Source organism: Actinocrinis sp., assembly GCF_035938995.1.
GTDB lineage: Bacteria > Actinomycetota > Actinomycetes > Streptomycetales > Catenulisporaceae > DASZGI01.
In genome coordinates, this window is record NZ_DASZGI010000328.1 from 1 (window position 1) to 16,256 (window position 16,256).

At 71.6% G+C, this 16,256-nt stretch carries 13 protein-coding genes; 9 read left to right on the forward strand and 4 right to left on the reverse strand.

Features of this window, described 5'->3' with window-relative positions:
- Positions 1–427: GNAT family N-acetyltransferase (locus VGZ32_RS23275; protein ID WP_326888290.1), on the reverse strand; the 427-nt coding region annotated here is incomplete at its 3' end.
- Positions 428–711: 284 nt separating this feature from the next.
- Between VGZ32_RS23275 and VGZ32_RS23280 the strand changes: the two genes are divergently transcribed.
- Positions 712–2,103: an NAD-dependent malic enzyme gene (locus VGZ32_RS23280; RefSeq protein WP_326888291.1), complete on the forward strand. Its 1,392-nt coding sequence runs from the start codon at positions 712–714 to the stop codon at positions 2,101–2,103.
- A gap of 27 nt (positions 2,104–2,130) precedes the next feature.
- Here the strand turns inward: VGZ32_RS23280 and VGZ32_RS23285 are convergent, their stop codons facing one another.
- Both VGZ32_RS23285 and murA read right to left on the reverse strand, forming a co-directional pair.
- On the reverse strand, positions 2,131–3,105 hold the full coding sequence (locus tag VGZ32_RS23285; RefSeq protein WP_326888292.1) for a quinone oxidoreductase: 975 nt from the start codon (positions 3,103–3,105) through the stop codon (positions 2,131–2,133).
- Positions 3,106–3,206: 101 nt separating this feature from the next.
- Positions 3,207–4,616, reverse strand: coding sequence for a UDP-N-acetylglucosamine 1-carboxyvinyltransferase (gene murA, locus VGZ32_RS23290; RefSeq protein ID WP_326888293.1), 1,410 nt, complete (start codon positions 4,614–4,616; stop codon positions 3,207–3,209).
- 409 nt (positions 4,617–5,025) lie between these two features.
- Here murA and VGZ32_RS23295 point away from each other — a divergent pair, with 409 nt between their 5' ends.
- From VGZ32_RS23295 to VGZ32_RS23330, 8 genes are all read left to right on the forward strand, one after another.
- On the forward strand, positions 5,026–5,598 hold the full coding sequence (locus VGZ32_RS23295) for a YqgE/AlgH family protein (protein ID WP_326888294.1): 573 nt from the start codon (positions 5,026–5,028) through the stop codon (positions 5,596–5,598).
- Positions 5,599–5,771: 173 nt separating this feature from the next.
- Positions 5,772–6,062, forward strand: a complete 291-nt coding sequence (locus VGZ32_RS23300; protein WP_326888295.1) for a DUF3039 domain-containing protein — start codon at positions 5,772–5,774, stop codon at positions 6,060–6,062.
- Positions 6,063–6,070: 8 nt separating this feature from the next.
- On the forward strand, positions 6,071–7,138 hold the full coding sequence (locus VGZ32_RS23305; RefSeq protein ID WP_326888296.1) for an FAD binding domain-containing protein: 1,068 nt from the start codon (positions 6,071–6,073) through the stop codon (positions 7,136–7,138).
- Complete coding sequence (locus VGZ32_RS23310; RefSeq protein WP_326888297.1) at positions 7,135–7,887, forward strand: (2Fe-2S)-binding protein; 753 nt, start codon at positions 7,135–7,137, stop codon at positions 7,885–7,887. Before VGZ32_RS23305 ends, VGZ32_RS23310 begins: the two co-directional genes overlap by 4 nt.
- Positions 7,884–10,397 (forward strand): xanthine dehydrogenase family protein molybdopterin-binding subunit, encoded by a 2,514-nt coding sequence (locus tag VGZ32_RS23315; protein WP_326888298.1) that lies wholly within the window; start codon positions 7,884–7,886, stop codon positions 10,395–10,397. Before VGZ32_RS23310 ends, VGZ32_RS23315 begins: the two co-directional genes overlap by 4 nt.
- Positions 10,398–10,788: 391 nt before the next feature.
- Positions 10,789–12,279: an MFS transporter gene (locus VGZ32_RS23320; RefSeq protein WP_326888299.1), complete on the forward strand. Its 1,491-nt coding sequence runs from the start codon at positions 10,789–10,791 to the stop codon at positions 12,277–12,279.
- Between the two features lie 190 nt (positions 12,280–12,469).
- On the forward strand, positions 12,470–14,242 hold the full coding sequence (locus tag VGZ32_RS23325) for a DEAD/DEAH box helicase (protein ID WP_326888300.1): 1,773 nt from the start codon (positions 12,470–12,472) through the stop codon (positions 14,240–14,242).
- A 62-nt stretch (positions 14,243–14,304) separates the two neighbouring features.
- Positions 14,305–14,955: an IclR family transcriptional regulator gene (locus VGZ32_RS23330; protein WP_326888301.1), complete on the forward strand. Its 651-nt coding sequence runs from the start codon at positions 14,305–14,307 to the stop codon at positions 14,953–14,955.
- Here VGZ32_RS23330 and VGZ32_RS23335 read toward each other — a convergent pair.
- On the reverse strand, positions 14,860–16,256 hold a 1,397-nt coding region (locus tag VGZ32_RS23335; RefSeq protein ID WP_326888302.1), incomplete at its 5' end, for a DCC1-like thiol-disulfide oxidoreductase family protein. The genes VGZ32_RS23330 and VGZ32_RS23335 overlap by 96 nt on opposite strands.

Genomic DNA, 16,256 nt, shown 5'->3' on the forward strand with positions numbered 1-16,256 from the left:
CGGTCGCCGCGAACAGCTGGACGCGGTTGAACGACTGGTCGCGCAGGATCCATTCGGCGGCGGCGCGGGTCGCCTCGGGCGCGTACCCGTGCCCGCGCGCCCACGACCCCACGCAATAGCCGACCTCGGTGCTGCGGTGCAGCCAGTTGGTCTGCTTCACGCCGATGCCGCCGAGGAACCGCCCGGTGGCACGGTCGGTGATCGCCCAGTTGATACCGTCGCCGACGCCGCGCAGCGTATGCGAGGTCTGCGTGCACCAGCGGCGGGCGTGCTCGAGGGTGTACGGCTGCGGCACGGTCAGCCACCGCCGGGAGAATTCGTCCGCGAACAGCCGGACGGTCGGTTCGACGTCCTCTTCGACGTGCGGCCGCAGCAACAGGCGCTCGGTCTTCAACTCGGCGACCGGGAACACGTTCGGCGCGAACATCACGCCAGCTTCGCAGCCGCGTCCCGCCCTGTCCACGTGTGTGACCACCCGGTCCGCCGCACAGTGGCGTCGGACGTGGCATCCTGAGGCCGGATCTCACGATGTGAGAGTGGAATCACAGCCGGGGACCCCGCGAACCTCACGGGACCGCCGAGCGGCCGTGGGACCATTGGGGCGGCTCTTCGCACTTCGCCGCCGGGCTCCAGCTCGCATCGAGCCCCGGCCGAGTGCGAAAGCCGTTGATGGAAGATGCGATCGGGGATTGGCAGGAGGCACCAGAAGCGATGACCGCGCAGCCGAGCGTCTCGTATTCGATCACCGTGCGGCTGGAGGCGCCCGCCCGGGGCAACACCGTCTCCCGCCTCACCCACGTGGTCGAGGAGGCCGGCGGCGCTCTCACCGCCCTCGACGTATCCGGGTCCGGCAACGACCGTCTGCGCATCGACGTCACCATCGCGGCGTCGAGCGGAGAGCACGCGCAGCGGATCACCGAGGCGATCGGCGCGATCGAGGGCGTCACCGTCGGCAAGGTGTCCGACCGCACGTTCCTGCTGCACCTCGGCGGCAAGATCGAGATGCACTCGAAGGTGCCGCTGCGCAACCGCGACGACCTGTCGATGGCTTACACCCCGGGCGTGGCGCGGGTCTGCATGGCGATCGTGGAGAACCCGGAGGACGCCCGGCGCCTGACGATCAAGCGCAACGCGATCGCCGTGGTGACCGACGGCTCAGCGGTGTTGGGCCTGGGCAACATCGGCCCGCAGGCGGCGCTGCCGGTGATGGAGGGCAAGGCGGCGCTGTTCAAGCGGTTCGCCGCGATCGACGCCTGGCCGATCTGCCTGGACACCCAGGACACCGAGGAGATCATCCGTACCGTCAAGGCCATCGCGCCGGGCTTCGCCGGGATCAACCTGGAGGACATCTCGGCGCCGCGCTGCTTCGAGATCGAGCGGCGGCTGCGCGAGCTGCTCGACATCCCGGTGTTCCATGACGACCAGCACGGCACCGCGATCGTGGTGCTGGCCGCGCTGACCAACGCACTGCGGGTGGTGGGCAAGGACATCGCCGACGTGCGGATCGTCGGCTCCGGGGCGGGCGCCGCGGGCACCGCGATCCTGAGGCTGCTGCGCGAGGCCGGGGCGAAGGACCTGACGGTGGCGGACTACCGGGGTGTGGTGCACCTGGGCCGGGATGACCTCGGCGCGCCGGACTCGGATCTGCGCTGGGTGGCCGAGAACACCAACCCGGGCGGCTACACCGGGACGCTCAAGGAGGCGCTGGTCGGCGCCGACGTGTTCATCGGGGTGTCGGCACCGAACATCTTGACCGGCGACGACATCGCCACGATGGCTCCGGACGCGATCGTGTTCGCGCTGGCCAACCCGGACCCCGAGGTGGACCCGGCGGCGGCGCTCGAGCACGCCGCGGTCGTCGCGACCGGCCGCAGCGACTTCCCGAACCAGATCAACAACGTGCTCGCGTTCCCCGGTGTGTTCCGCGGCCTGCTCGACGCGCACAGCCACAAGGTCTCCCACGCCATGCTGATCGCCGCGGCCCGGGCCCTGGCCGACGTGGTGACCGACGAGGAGCTGAACGCCAACTTCATCGTTCCGTCGGTGTTCAATCCGGAGGTCGCCCCGGCAGTCGCTGCGGCCGTACGCGAGGCGTCGCGGTAGGCACCGCGACGCCGTTCGCGTGTACGGCTACGGGATCAGCAGCAGCTTTCCGACCGTGCCGCGCGACTCGAGCGCGGTGTGCGCGGCGCCCGCTTCTTCCAGCGGATAGCGGCCGCCGACGGTGATCGCCAGCTCGCCCGGCTCGATCGCGGCGAACAGTTCCCGGCTGCGCCAGGCCAGCTCTTCTGGGGTCGCGATGTAGTGGACCAGGGTGGGCCGGGTCAGGAAGAGGGAGCCGCCGGCCTGCAGGCGCCGCGGGTCGAACTCCGTGACCGGACCGCTTGACGCCCCGAAGAGCACGAGCATTCCCCGCGGTCGCAGGGACGCGAGGGAGGCGTCGAAGGTCGTCTTGCCGACGCCGTCGTAGGCCACGTCCACGCCGCGTCCATCGGTCAGCCGGCGCACCTCCGCGGCCAGGTCGTCGACCTCGGTGTAGCGGATGATCTCGTCCGCGCCGACCGCCCGTGCCTTCGCCTCCTTCTCCGGCGTCGACACGGTGCCGATCACCCGCGCGCCGCGCGCCTTGACCAGCTGGGTCAGCAACAATCCCATGCCGCCCGCCGCCGCGTGGATCAGCACGGTCTGATCCTTCTGCACCGGCCAGGTCGACGTCGTCAGGTAATGCGCCGTCAGCCCTTGGAGTATCGCGGCGGCCGCCGTCTCCAGGTCGATCGCCGCCGGCACGCGGACGGCGCGGTCCGCCTCGACCAGGCTGAACTGCGCGTACGAACCCGCGCCGCCGACCGTCGCGACGTGGTCTCCGACCGCGAACCCGGAGACACCCTCGCCGAGTGCCGTGACCGTGCCGGCGAACTCCGTGCCGGGCGTGAAGGGCAGCGGCTGCGGATAGTAGCCGGTGCGCTGGTAGATCTCGATGAAGTTGACCCCGGCCGCGGCCACCTCGACGAGCAGCTGGCCCGGTCCCGGCTCGGGCGCCGGCCGGTCCACGTAGTCGAGGGCTTCAGGGCCGCCGGTCTCGCTGACCACGATCGCTTTCAACATCGCCTCCCGAAGTGCCGCGCACGCCGCACGCGCTGGGTGATGCTTCTCGTCCCTTTGTAGCCGCCGTCAGCGCGGCGCGCCCTTCGAGCCCGGGTACCGGCTCAGCTCTCGGACGGCGCGCCGAACTCGAAGCGCGCGCCGAGGGCGTTGAGCTTGTCGGCGAAGTCCTCGTAGCCCCGGTTGATCAGGGAGATGCCGTGGACGGTGGAGGTGCCCTGGGCGGCGAGCGCCGCGATCAGGTACGAGAAGCCGGCCCGCAGGTCAGGGATTTCCAGGTCGGCCGCGTGCAGCTTGGTCGGGCCGGAGATCACCGCGGAGTGCATGAAGTTGCGCTGGCCGAAGCGGCACGGCGTCCCGCCGAGGCACTCGCGGTACAACTGCACCTGGGCGCCCATGGAGATCAGCGCGCTGGTGAAGCCGAGACGCTTCTCGTAGACCGTCTCGTGCACGATCGACAGTCCCTGAGCCTGCGTCAGCGCGACGACCAGCGGCTGCTGCCAGTCGGTCTGGAAGCCGGGATGCACGTCCGTCTCCAGGGCGAGGGCGTGCAGCGAGTCGCCCGGATGCCAGAACCGGATGCCCGGCGCCGACGGGTCGTCGTCCACCTCGAACTCCCCGCCGACCCGGCGGAACATGTTCAGGAAGGTCATCATCGAGCCCTGCTGCGCCCCGCGCACCAGGATGTCGCCGCCGGTGGCCAGCGCCGCGCACGCCCAGGAGGCCGCTTCCAACCGGTCCGGCAGCGCGCGGTGGACGTACCCGTGCAGCCGCTCCACGCCGGTGATGTGGATCACCCGGTTGTCGAGCACCGAGATGATCGCGCCCATCTTCTGCAGCACCGCGATCAGGTCGACGATCTCCGGCTCGGTGGCCGCGTTGCGCAGCTCGGTCACGCCCTCCGCGAGAACCGCGGTCAAAAGGACCTGTTCGGTCGATCCGACGCTCGGGTAGGGCAGCGTTATCTTCGTGCCCCGCAGCTTCTGAGGCGCCTCGATGTGCAGGCCGTCCGGCCGCTTGTCCACGATCGCGCCGAAGGCACGCAGCGCGTCGAGGTGGAAGTCGATCGGCCGGTCGCCGATCCGGCAACCGCCCAGGTCGGGGATGAACGCGTGGCCGATCCGGTGCAGCAGCGGGCCGCACAGCAGGATCGGGATGCGGCTCTCCCCGGCGTGCGCGGTGATCTCGGCGTGGTCGGCCCGATCCATCGAGGTCGGGTCCAGCACCAGCTCGTCGCGGTTCTCGCCGGTGCGCACGGTCACCCCGTGCGCCTCGAGCAGCCCGGTCACGATCCGCACGTCGCTGATCTGCGGCACGTTGCGCAGCACGCTCGGCGCGCTGCCGAGCAGCGCCGCGACCATGGCCTTCGGCACGAGGTTCTTCGCCCCGCGCAGCGTCACCTGACCGGACAGCGGCGTGCCGCCCGTCACGTGAATGCGGTCGGGCCGGGCGAACGCGCCCGGGTCGGCCGACTCGGTGGGATGGGGCAGGGCGGTTACGGGTGCGCTGTTCATGGCTCCGTGTCGGTTTCGGCCCGATGGCGCTGGGCCGGTGACGGGCGATCAGGACGTGGACTCCCGGCCGGCCCGAGTAGCGGGGCTGGGTGGAACAAGCGCTCAGTCTGCCAGAGTCGCGCAGCTGCGTTCCAACAACGCCCCGGTCGATAACCATCTTGTTCCAATACTGGGTCATACGCTTGACGGCGACTTTGCGGCCCCTTGGCCGGGCCCGGTTCGAGCAGGTCCGTCGCCGTATGGACAACGGCTTATCTCGACGCTCGCCGATGGTGCACGCGGCGGCCTCGATCTCCAGCCGTCCCAGGCCCCGGGCATCCTCGGCGAGCTCATAACGCCGCCGCATCGCTGCAACACTCCTTCGAGCCCAAGACTCCGCGCCGGATGATCCTCCTGAGAAGATGGCCCCATGACCGAGGTCGCGTTGACCGGGCGGCTGTTGGTCGCCACCCCGCTGCTGGTGGACCCCAACTTCGACCGGACAGTGGTGCTGGTGCTGGATCACGACGGCGACGGCACCCTGGGCGTCGTGGTGAACCGGCCCACGGCGGTGCCGGTGCGCGAAGTGCTGCCCGCCTGGAGCGAACTCGCCGAGCCGCTGCCCATGGTCTTCCAGGGCGGCCCGGTCGCCCTGGACTCCGCGCTCGGTCTGGCCGAACTGCGTTCCGTACCGCGCCCGGGCTCCGGCGAGCCGCTCGGCTGGCGCCGGGTGCACGGCGACCTCGGCCTGGTGGACCTCGACATCCCGCCGGAGGTGCTGGCCGCGGAGATATCGGCCTTCCGGGTCTACGCCGGGTACGCCGGATGGGGGTCCGGTCAGCTCGAACGCGAGCTCGACCAGGGCGCCTGGTACGTGGTCGATCCGGCGCCGGGCGACGCGTTCACCCTCGATCCGGACCGCACCTGGCGGTCGGTGCTGCGCCGTCAGCGCGGCGAACTCGCACTGCTGTCCACCTTCCCGGAGGACCCCAGCCTCAACTGACCCGCTCAACCGGCCCTGCCTCAGCGTGACCAGGCTCGACGTCGCGCGGGGGCGCTGGCCGATGGCGCCGGACGGCGCATGGAGCGCACGCAGCGTGCTCGTCCACGCATAATTTAGTTACCGTGTATCGAAACGACTCCACACTGGGGCGCACGCCCTCGTAGACTCCCCGTATGAGTAGTACGGCAACGGAGACACTGCCCGCTGGGACCGCCACGATCACCGAAGAACGGGTCGAGGTCAGCACCGACACCGGCGATCACGAGCGGTTCTCCCACTACGCCGACAAGGAGAAGATCACCGAGGCCATGGTGATGGGCACTCCGGTGACGGCCCTGTGTGGGAAGGTCTGGGTGCCAAGCCGCGATCCCAGCCGTTACCCCATCTGCCCCACGTGCAAGGAGATCTTCGACGACCCGGAGTTCTTCTACGACGACGAGGACGCCGCCGGCGGTGAACAGTAGCCGCGGGCATGCCGGGGGGCGGCCCGCAGGGGCCGGGCGGCCGTAGCGCCGTCGCGCTCCCCGGTTCCCTCGACGAGGCGTTGCACGCGCTCGACGAGTTGCCCGGCGCGACCGTGGTGGCCGGCGGGACCGAGGTGATGACCGAGGTCAACGCCGGGCGGCTGTGGCCCTCCGCGCTTGTCGTGATCGATCGGGTGGACGAGCTGCGCGGCGTGTGGTTCGTGGACGGCGAGATCGTCATCGGCGCGGCCACCACCTGCGCCGACCTGATGCACGCCGATGTGCGCGGCGTGCTGCCCGCCCTGGCCCAGGCCGCCCGGTCGATCGCCTCGCCGGGAGTGCGCAGTCGGGCCACCCTCGGCGGGAATCTGCTGGCGGGCAAGGCGGCCGAGGGCGAGACCTCGGCGGCGCCCGCGCGCGACCTGCTGCCGGTGCTGGTGGCGCTGCGCGCGGTGGCCGTGTGCCGCGCGGCGTCGGGCTGGCGCCAGGTGCCGATCGCCGAGCTGTACGCCCGTGACGGCGGCGCGGACCTGCGCCCCGGCGAGCTGCTGACTGCGCTGCGGGTTCCGGTCAGCGGCGGCCCGCAAGGTTTCATGAAAGTAGGCACGCGCGCCGGATCGGCCCGGCCGGTGGTCACCTTCGCGCTCGCGGCGGACTTGACGAACCGCACGGTGACCTGCGCGATCGGCGGGTTTTCGCCGGCCGCGGTGCGGGTGGACCACGCCGGTCAGTGGCTGTCCGAGCACGTCGACTGGACGAGCGGCGCCATTCCGGACCCGACGACCTACCCGATGTTCGCCCGCCTGGTCGCCGAAGGTCTGGTGGTGCCGCGCACCGCCGGTCCGGCAGGATGGACCACGGCCGCGATCCCGGAGGATTTTCGCCGTGAGGCGGTCGAGGTGTGCGCCCGCCGTGCGCTGGTGCGGGCACTGCCTCCCTCCGGCTGGCTTGAACAGGTACGCGAGTACCAACAGCGTGCCGAGTTCCTCAGACACCGGGCCGCTGTGGACCGCGCGGAGCGCGGGCTGCCGAAGGAACCGCCGGTGCCCGAGACGACGAGAACAGGGATGAGATGACGGCGGGGGAGCCGTGGCCCGCGGCCGACGTCGCGGGCGAGGCCGAGACCGAGGACACCGCGGCGCTTGATTTCGCGCCTACGGATTTCGTGGCCGCGGACTTTGCGGCTGTGGATTTTGCGACGGTGGACTTCGAGCTGGCCGTCAACGGCACGGCGCAGCCGGTCGCCGGAGCCTGGATCGGCGAGAGTCTGCTGTTCGCGCTGCGCGAGCGCCTCGGACTGGTCGCGGCGAAGGACGGCTGCGGCGAAGGCGAGTGCGGCGCCTGCACCGTTCTGATGGACGGTCAGCCGACGGCCGCGTGCCTGGTGCCCGCGGTCGCGGCGGTCGGGCGGGATGTGCGCACGCCCGAGATCTACGCAGTGCCGCGCCCCGACGCCGTTGCCGCGGCACTTGCCGTCCACGCGGGCACGGGCTGCGGCTATTGCCTGCCGGGGGTTGGCATGGAGCTGCGCGCGCTGTTGGCCCGCAACCCGAAGCCGAGCGCGCCCGCGGTCCGGGAGGCGCTCAGCGGCCACAGGTGCAGGTGCCTGCCCGCTGAATGCTTCGTCGACGCGATCGGCGAGGTGGTCGCCCAGCTGCCCGAGCCGCGGAAACCGGAGCAGCCCGGACCGCAGCTGCCCGCGCAGAAGACCCGCCCCGCCCCCGCCCCTCCGGCCCCGCCCGCAGCGGCGCAACGGCTCGACGAGTCGGGCTCGTGGTCCTGGCAGACCGCAGCCGGCGCCAGTGAGGCGGCTGACCGGCCATGATGACTCCGACCTCGCTACCCGGCTTCCTCATCGGCGAGCAGCTTCCCGACCGGCAGGGCGGGCAGCCGCGTCCGATCGCCTCCGAGCCCGCCGAGGCCGGGTTCGGCGCGGGCTCCGGCGACCCCGGCTATGGCGATTCGGGATTCTTCCCGGTCGGCCGCTCGTCCGCGGACGGCGTGGGCCGCGCGGTCCCCGCCGCCAAGGCCGCAGGCCGATACCCATTCGCCGCCGACCTCGGCGTTCCGGCCGGTCCCGGCGCCCTCGCCGTGCTCTACGCCGCCGTCGCCCGCAGCCCACACGCCCGCGCCACGCTCGCCGACTGTGACACCGAAGCGGCGCGCGCCATCCCGGGTGTGCACGCCGTACTCGCCGGAGCCGATCTCGGCATCACAGACATCGACTACGCGGGCCAGTGTGTCGCGGTGGCCGCCGCCGAGCATCCGGCGCTCGCCCGCGCCGCACTCGACGCCATCGTCTTCGATTACCGGGTCGAGGAGCCGCTGACCAACCCCCGCCAGGCCTTCCACGCCCAGGCGATCCACCCGGACGGCAACGTCGCCGCGCACCGCCGGTTCACCGTCGGCGAGGAGACGCGTCGTGCCGGCAAGGGCGGCGAAAACTCTGGCGACGCGGCCGACAACGACTCCGCGGTGACCGTGGCGTATGGGTACGAATTCGCCCGGCCGGCCGACTGGCCCGGCGCCCCCGCCACCGTGCTCGCCGTGCCGCAGCCGGACAGCGTCGAGATCCACACTGTCACGACCGACCCGGGCCGGGACCGCCGCGCGGTGGCCGCCGCGCTTGGCCGCCCCGAGTCCGAGATCCGGATCATTCCCGCCCCGTTCGCCGGAACTGCGCAGTCCGACGACGCCGATCTGCGCGTCGCCGCGGCGCTGCTGGCTGCGCGCACCGGCCGCGCGGTCAAAGCTGCGGACGGCGGAGCGGGCCTGACCGGCGCAGGACACTGGCCCGCCGGGGCTGACGTACCCGCCGCGCTCGTGCACGCGACCCACGTCGCGGACCCGGACGGCACCCTGCGCGAGCTGCGCGTCGAGCTTGTGGTGGATGGAGGCGCCGAGCCCGCAGCCGCAGAGGCACTGCTCGACGAGTACTGCCGCCTCGCTACCGGCCCCTACCGCATCCCTCGGGTCGAGGTGCAGGGGTGGGTCGTGCGTACCAACAACCCGCCGTTGGCTCCCTGGCCCGGCGGCGGGTCGGCGCTGTCCGCGGCCGTGGCCGAGGCACAGCTCGACGCGCTTGCCGCGGCCACCGGCCTGACCGGGCTCGAGATCCGCGTCAAGAACCTGATGCGCACCGGGGACAAGCTGCCGGACGGCCGCGCCGTCGTCTCCGCAGCGTCCCTGCCCGACCTGCTCACCGTGTTGCTCGACGCCCCGGTTCCGGCGTTCCCGCCCGGCCCCGACGTGCGCGACTTCCCCGGCACGGTCGGCCGTACCGGCGAGCTGACCCGGCTGCGGCGCGGCGTCGGGGTGGCGCTGGCGATGGCGGACCTGGTACCCCCGGGCCTGACCGAGGAGCTGGCGACCGCCCAGGTCGCGCTGACGTCCGACGTGCACGGTCCGCTCGCGCACGTGAGCACGGCCATGGTGGACACCGGCGCCGGGCAGCACGCCATGCTGCGCCGGATCGTGCGCGAGGTGCTGGGCGTGCGGCGGGTCCTGGTGCGCCGCCCCACCGACCCGGCCGACCTCCCGGCGACCCCGCTCGCCTCTGGGCGCGCGGCCTGGCTGCACGGCATGGCGGTCCAGCGGGCCGCACGCGCCGCTCGGTCGCAGGCGCTGACGATCGTCGCGCGCGAGTTCGCCGTCTCGCCGGAGCTGCTCGAGGTGCGCGGCGACCAGGTGGTCAGCTACGACGGCGTCCTGTCTCGGCCGCTGGACCAGGTCTACAAGCGGGCATTGCGCGGCGCGGCCGTGTATCTCGGCGACGGAGAATTCCGGGTGCGCGGATCAGGGCCGGCCGAGCCCGGCGTGTTCGTACCGGAGGCGGGCCAGGCGCACCTCGCCTTCGCCGCGCACCGGGCCATCGTCGATGCGGACACCGAGCTCAAGCTGCTGCGCCCGGTCCGGGTGACCGCCGCGCACGACGCGGGGCGGGCCATCGTGCCGGGCCGGGTCACCGCCGCGATCGCGGCCGGGGTGATCTGCGCCACCGGCTCGGTCTTCGCGGACGAGGCCGCCGAATCCCGTGGCCGGGCCGGAGCGCTGGCCGCGGCACAGGCGCCGACCACGCTCGACCTGCCTGAGGTCGACGTGCTGACGCCGCTGGAATCCTCGATCGGCGACCTGGAGACCACCGCGCTGCGCCGCCGCGGCTTCTCGGCACCGCTGCCGCTCGGCTACCAGCCGGTGGGCCGGCTCGCCCTCGCAGCCGCGACGGCGGCACTGGCCTGCGCGACCCGCGATGCGCTAGGCGACCATCGGACCGTGATGCCGATCCGCCCGTGGCACACCGGAGGCGAAGAGCCGCCAGCCGCACCAGGAACCTGACGCCGTGTTGTCTAACCGGACGTGGCGTTGTCCAACCTGACGCCGTGTTGTCCAATCGGACGCTCAAAACGACCGGTCGTCTTGATTCGCGTCCCAAGGCGAGTCCCCTACGTTGTCGAGTCGCCGGTTCAATATGGCCGGTCGTCTTAACTCTGGCTAGAGGCGAGCCACCAGCCTTGCCAGGTGCTTGACCCCGCATTGTCGAGTCAGCCGATTCAATACGACCGGTCGTCTTAAATCGTGCTCGGACAAGAACCTGGTGGCCTTGTCGGGTGCTCGACCTGGCATTGTCAGTCACCGAGTCAATATGGCCGGTCGTCTTAATCCGCTAGGGCTGGCCCGTCTCGGTAATAGGTGTTAAGCCGTTTGACCTGTGACGTACGATGATTTGGTGTCCAGAGTTGCCGAGGCTCCCGGGTGGGAGCGTGATTCCCAGTCACCCACTCCGCCCGCCTCGGCAATCGAATCCACGAACGAATCCGCGAACGAGTCCACGGCCGCTGCTCCGCCCGCCGCCGCTTCCGATCGCCTGTTCGGGCCGCGCCATCTCGCCGTCAGCGTCGGGATCATCTCCTCCGTCCTGCTGACCGCTTTCGAGGCGATGGCGGTCAGCACCGCGATGCCGATCGCCGTCGCGGACCTGCGCGGCCTGCCGTTCTACTCGCTCGCGTTCAGCGCCTATCTGACGCTGAGTCTGCTCGGCATGGTGCTCGCCGGACAGCGCGCCGACGCCCGCGGCCCCCGGCTGCCGTTCCTCGCCGGAACCGGACTCTTCGGCGTCGGGCTCGTCCTGGCTGGAACCGCGACTTCGATGGGCCAATTCGTCGCCGGGCGCGCCGTGCAAGGCCTCGGCGGCGGCATGGTGATCGTCTCGCTCTACGTCCTGGTTGCCCGCGCCCTACCGGTTCACCTGCACGGCAAAGCGTTCTCCGCCATGGCCAGCGCCTGGGTGCTGCCCGCGATCGTCGGCCCGGTCATCTCCGGCTTTCTGGCCGAACACGCCTCCTGGCGCTGGGTCTTCCTGGGCGCGGCCGCGCTGATCGTGTTCCCGCTCGGCTTCCTGGCCGGCCCGCTGCGCACCCTGCCGAAGCCCGAACCCAAACAACTCGCACCCGCCGACCTCGCCAGGCTGCGCACCGTGCGCCTGTGCGCTGGCCTCACCGCCCTCGGCGTGGGGCTGTTCCAGTACGGTGGCCAGGAACTCAACGTGATCGGCGCCGTCCTGATCCCGCTGGCGCTGCTCCTGCTCATCCCGAGCGCGCCCAAGCTGCTGCCGCGCGGCATCTTCCGCGCCAGACGCGGCCTGCCGACAGTCGTCGCGCTGCGTGGCCTGATGGCGGGCGCCTATTTCGGCACCGAGGCGTTCATCCCGCTGATGCTGGTTCGGGAGCGCGGACTCAGCGCGACCGCCGCCGGTCTCTCCCTTACCGGCGCCGCGATCAGCTGGGCCGTCGCCGCCTGGCTGCCGAACCGGTCCTGGGTGCGTGCCCGCGTCTCCCGCGCCGGATTGGTTCGCGCCGGAACCGCCGTCACGGTGGTCGCGCTGCTCGGCACGTTCGCCGCCATCAGCCCTCGCACTCCGCTCTGGACCGCCGCCGCGGCGATGTTCGTCGCCGCCTTCGGCATGGGGCTGGCCTTCCCGAACATCAGCGTGCTGACCCTCGAGCTGTCGGAACCGGACGACCAGGGTGCCAATTCCGCCGCCCTCCAGGTCGCCGACGGGATGACCAGCACGCTCTCGATCGCTGTCGCCGGGGCCGTCTACCATGCGTTGCACACGGCTACCGGATCGGACGGGCACGTGTTCGCGCTGATGTACGGCATGTTCATCGCCGTAGCCTGCGTCGCGTGGCTGATCGCTCCGAGGGTCCGGGTACCGTAGTAGCTGTATATATATGACAGTTTCGAGCTTCGCCGGGGCTTGATGGCGGCTGTAGATCGAGGGACGCGGAGAAAGCCGTTTCGCGTCCTTCGATCTTTCGCCGCCGCCCCGGCTAAGCTCGAAGCGCGCCGGGTGCGCAAGGGAGCGTGACACGTCGGCGGCTGACACACCGTCATGAGGGGGCCGGGAGTTGAGCACGTCTGCCGCGTCACACCTGCCTCCGGCCTACCCGGACCGCGCCCCATGGGGCACCGCAGGCCGGCTGCGCGCGTGGCAGCATGCCGCACTCGAGGAGTACAACCGGCGCGAGCCGCGCGACTTCCTCGCGGTCGCCACCCCCGGCGCCGGGAAGACCACGTTCGCCCTGCGCGTCGCCACCGAATTGTTGGACCGTCACATCGTCCAGCAGGTCACGGTCGTGGCGCCGACCGAGCACCTCAAGCACCAGTGGGCCGAGGCCGCGAAGAAGGTCGGGATAGGGATCGACCCGACCTACTCGGGCACCGGCGGCGGCACCTCCCGCGACTACACCGGCATCGCCGTGACCTACGCGGGCGTGGCAGCGCATCCGATGCTGCACCGGCGCCGGGTCGAGAACCGCCGCACCCTGGTCATCCTCGACGAGATCCACCACGCGGGCGACTCGCTGTCCTGGGGCGAGGCGATCTCGGAGGCCTTCGAGCCGGCGGCGCGCCGGCTCGCCTTGACCGGTACGCCGTTCCGCTCGGACACCTCGCCGATCCCTTTTGTCACCTACGCCCCTGACGCCGAGGGCGCCCGTCGGTCCGTCGCCGACTACACCTACGGCTACGGCGCGGCGCTGGCCGACAGCGTCGTGCGTCCGGTGATCTTCCTGTCCTACGCCGGGCAGATGCGGTGGCGCACCAAGGCCGGCGACGAGGTCGCGGCCGGCCTCGGCGAGCCGATGACGCAGGACGCGGTCGCGCAGGCGTGGCGGACCGCGCTCGATCCGGCAGGCAACTGGATGCCCTCCGTGCTGCGCGCCGCCAACCGCCGCCTCGACGAGGTGCGCCACGCCATCCCCGACGCCGGCGGCCTGGTCATCGCCACCGACCACAACGCCGCCCGCGCCTACGCGAAGATGCTGCGCGAGCTCACCGGCAAGTCCGTGACCGTGGTCCTGTCCGACGATCCGAAGGCCTCCTCCCGGATCGAGAAGTTCGGCCAGTCCGAGGACAAGTGGATGGTCGCGGTCCGGATGGTTTCCGAGGGGGTGGACGTTCCGCGCCTCGCCGTCGGGGTCTATGCCACCTCGATCTCCACGCCGCTGTTCTTCGCCCAGGCGGTCGGCCGCTTCGTACGGGCCCGGCGGCGCGGCGAGACCGCCTCGGTGTTCCTGCCCTCGGTGCCCTCCCTGGTCCAGTTCGCCAACGAGCTCGAGCTGGAGCGCGACCACGTGCTCGACCGCAAGAAACGCGGCGAGGACGACCTGTGGTCTGAGGAGGAGGACCTGCTCGCCGACGCCAACGCCGTCAAGGACGAGGCGGGCCTCGAGGAGTTCACCTTCCAGGCGCTGGAATCCGAGGCCAACTTCGACCGAGTCCTCTACGACGGCGGCGAGTTCGGGGTCGCCGCGGCATCCGGCAGCGCGGAGGAGGCGGACTTCCTCGGTATCCCGGGCCTGCTCGAGCCTGAGCAGGTCCGCCTGCTCCTGCAGAAGCGGCAGGCTCGGCAGATCTCCCGGCAGCGCTCGCGTCGCGGCGCCGAACCTCCTGTGCCAGCCGAGGAACGGCCTGTCGTCAGCCATCAGCAGCTGCTCGAGCTGCGCCGCGAACTGAACAACCTGGTCGGCGCCTGGCATCACCAGACCGGCCTACCGCACGGGGTGATCCACGCCGATCTGCGCCGGACGTGCGGTGGCCCGCCGACCGCTCAGGCCAGCACCGTGGAGCTGCGCAGCCGGATCGACATGGTGCGCAAGTGGGCGGTCGACCGCGCGTGAGATGCCTAAGTAATCGATAGCCGCTCAGGCACCGCCGTGCGTGATGCGCCTAGACTCGCTGCGTGACGACGACGGCGCATCATCCGGAGACCTCGCAGACGCTTGATCGGGGCCTGCGCGCGCTGGAGGAACTGGCCGAGGCGCCGAGCGGGCTGACCGTCACCGAGCTGGCCGACCGGCTCGGCGTCAACCGGACCATCGTCTACCGGCTGCTGGCCACGCTGGAGCTGCACGGGCTGGCCCGCCGCGACGCCGCCGGGCGGGCGCGCCTCAGCATCGGGGTGCTGGCCCTGGCCCGCCGGGTGCAGCCGCTGCTGCGCGACTCGGCGGCGATCCCGTTGCGGCGGCTGGCCGAGGAGGTCGGCGCGACCGCGCACCTGACCGTGGTGGACGGCAGCGAGGCGCTCGCGGTCGCGGTGGTCGAGCCGACCTGGACCGACTACCACGTGGCCTACCGGGTCGGCTCGCGGCACGCGTTGGACCGGGGCGCCGCGGGCCGGGCGATCGTGGCGTACCGCGACCACGGGTCCACCACGTACATCGTGACCCAGGGTGAGTTGCAGGTCGGCGCGTTCGGCATCGCCGCGCCGGTGGTGGACGTGCCCGGGATCGAAGCCTCAGTCGGCGTGATCTCGTTCGGCGAGCTCGACCCCGCCCGCACCGGCCCCCGCATCGTCCGGGCCGCCGCCGAGGTCGCCAAGGCGCTGCGCTAGCTCGCCGCGCGCGGCCGGGACGGCGCAGGCCGGGGTCCCACCCGGCAGCCGGTACCTGTTCGCCGCCACGATGCGGTAGACGACGGCCGCGATCCACGAGATCGGCGGCAGCAGCATCAGCAGGCCGAGCGGCCGCCACGGCCACCGCGACCGCAGCAGGGTCCGGGCGACCGCCCCGGCACCCGAGCGGACCGGCGCCTCCGGGGCGGCCGGAAGCCACTGCACCGCGCGGGTGACCTCGTCGTGGGTGATTCCGTGCGCGTCCAGATCGAGCTGCTGCCACGGCACGAACCGGGCCGCCGGACGACACCAGCGCTCGGCCCAGCGCACGCTCGTCGTGCAGAAACCGCAGTCCCCGTCGTACACGAGGATCGGGAGGGACTCCGTGGAGTCGGACACCGCCATTTGATCAGCGTATGCCGGGCCGCGCGCCCAGGTGCCGAACGCTTCCCAGACCGGGTCGGAGAGGAAGACGGCGTCTCCGACGATCATGATCGCCGAGAAGAACGGCAGGCCCAGCAGCACCGCGATCGACAGATGCATCCCCGCCAGCATCACCAGCGCCGGATATTTGAGGCGCGGGGAGAAGACGATGAATGGGAAGCCGGCCTGCACGAACACGGTCAGATAGCCGGCGAGGGTGATCAGCAGCGCGTTCCCGGCCAGCGCCGCCGACAGGCCGGGCCACGGATGGAACCAGTTCAGCCGCAGCACGTATCCGAGCGCTGATCCGTCCTGCCACATCGAACCCTGGACCTTGAGCAGGCCGGCCGTGCCGTAGACGATGCAGATCTGCGCGGCGACGAGCAGCACCGCGCCGTTGTGGACGACCGCGACCATGCGGGGCCGCGCCCGGGACAGCTCGACCCGCCACGCGGAGCGCTCCGACTCGGTCGCCGCGTCGCCGTTTCGAGCCTCTGCCCGCGCACGTCTGCGGGCGTCGAGCGACCAGTATCTGCCGCAGGCGGTGAACGCCAGGTACAGCGACAACAGGGTGAGCACGTTGTCGCCGCCGTCGGTGAGCAGCGGCGACCGGTTCTCCAGCGCGACCACGACGGCGGCGAACGGCACCGAGACGATCCGCGTGTGCCAGCCGAGCGCGAACGCCACTCCCACCGCGAGCGCGACGAGGTAGAAGAGGTCGAATTCGGTGTGCGTCAGATCCGCGACGGACGTGAGCCAGACCCGAAGGAAGCCGGGCCAGCCCGCCTGCGCGGCGTACTGGTGCTCGAGCGCGGGGCTCCACGGCGAGTCCGGTCCCCAGGCTGCGTCGCGCTCGCCGAACTCGTGCAGCAGGAACA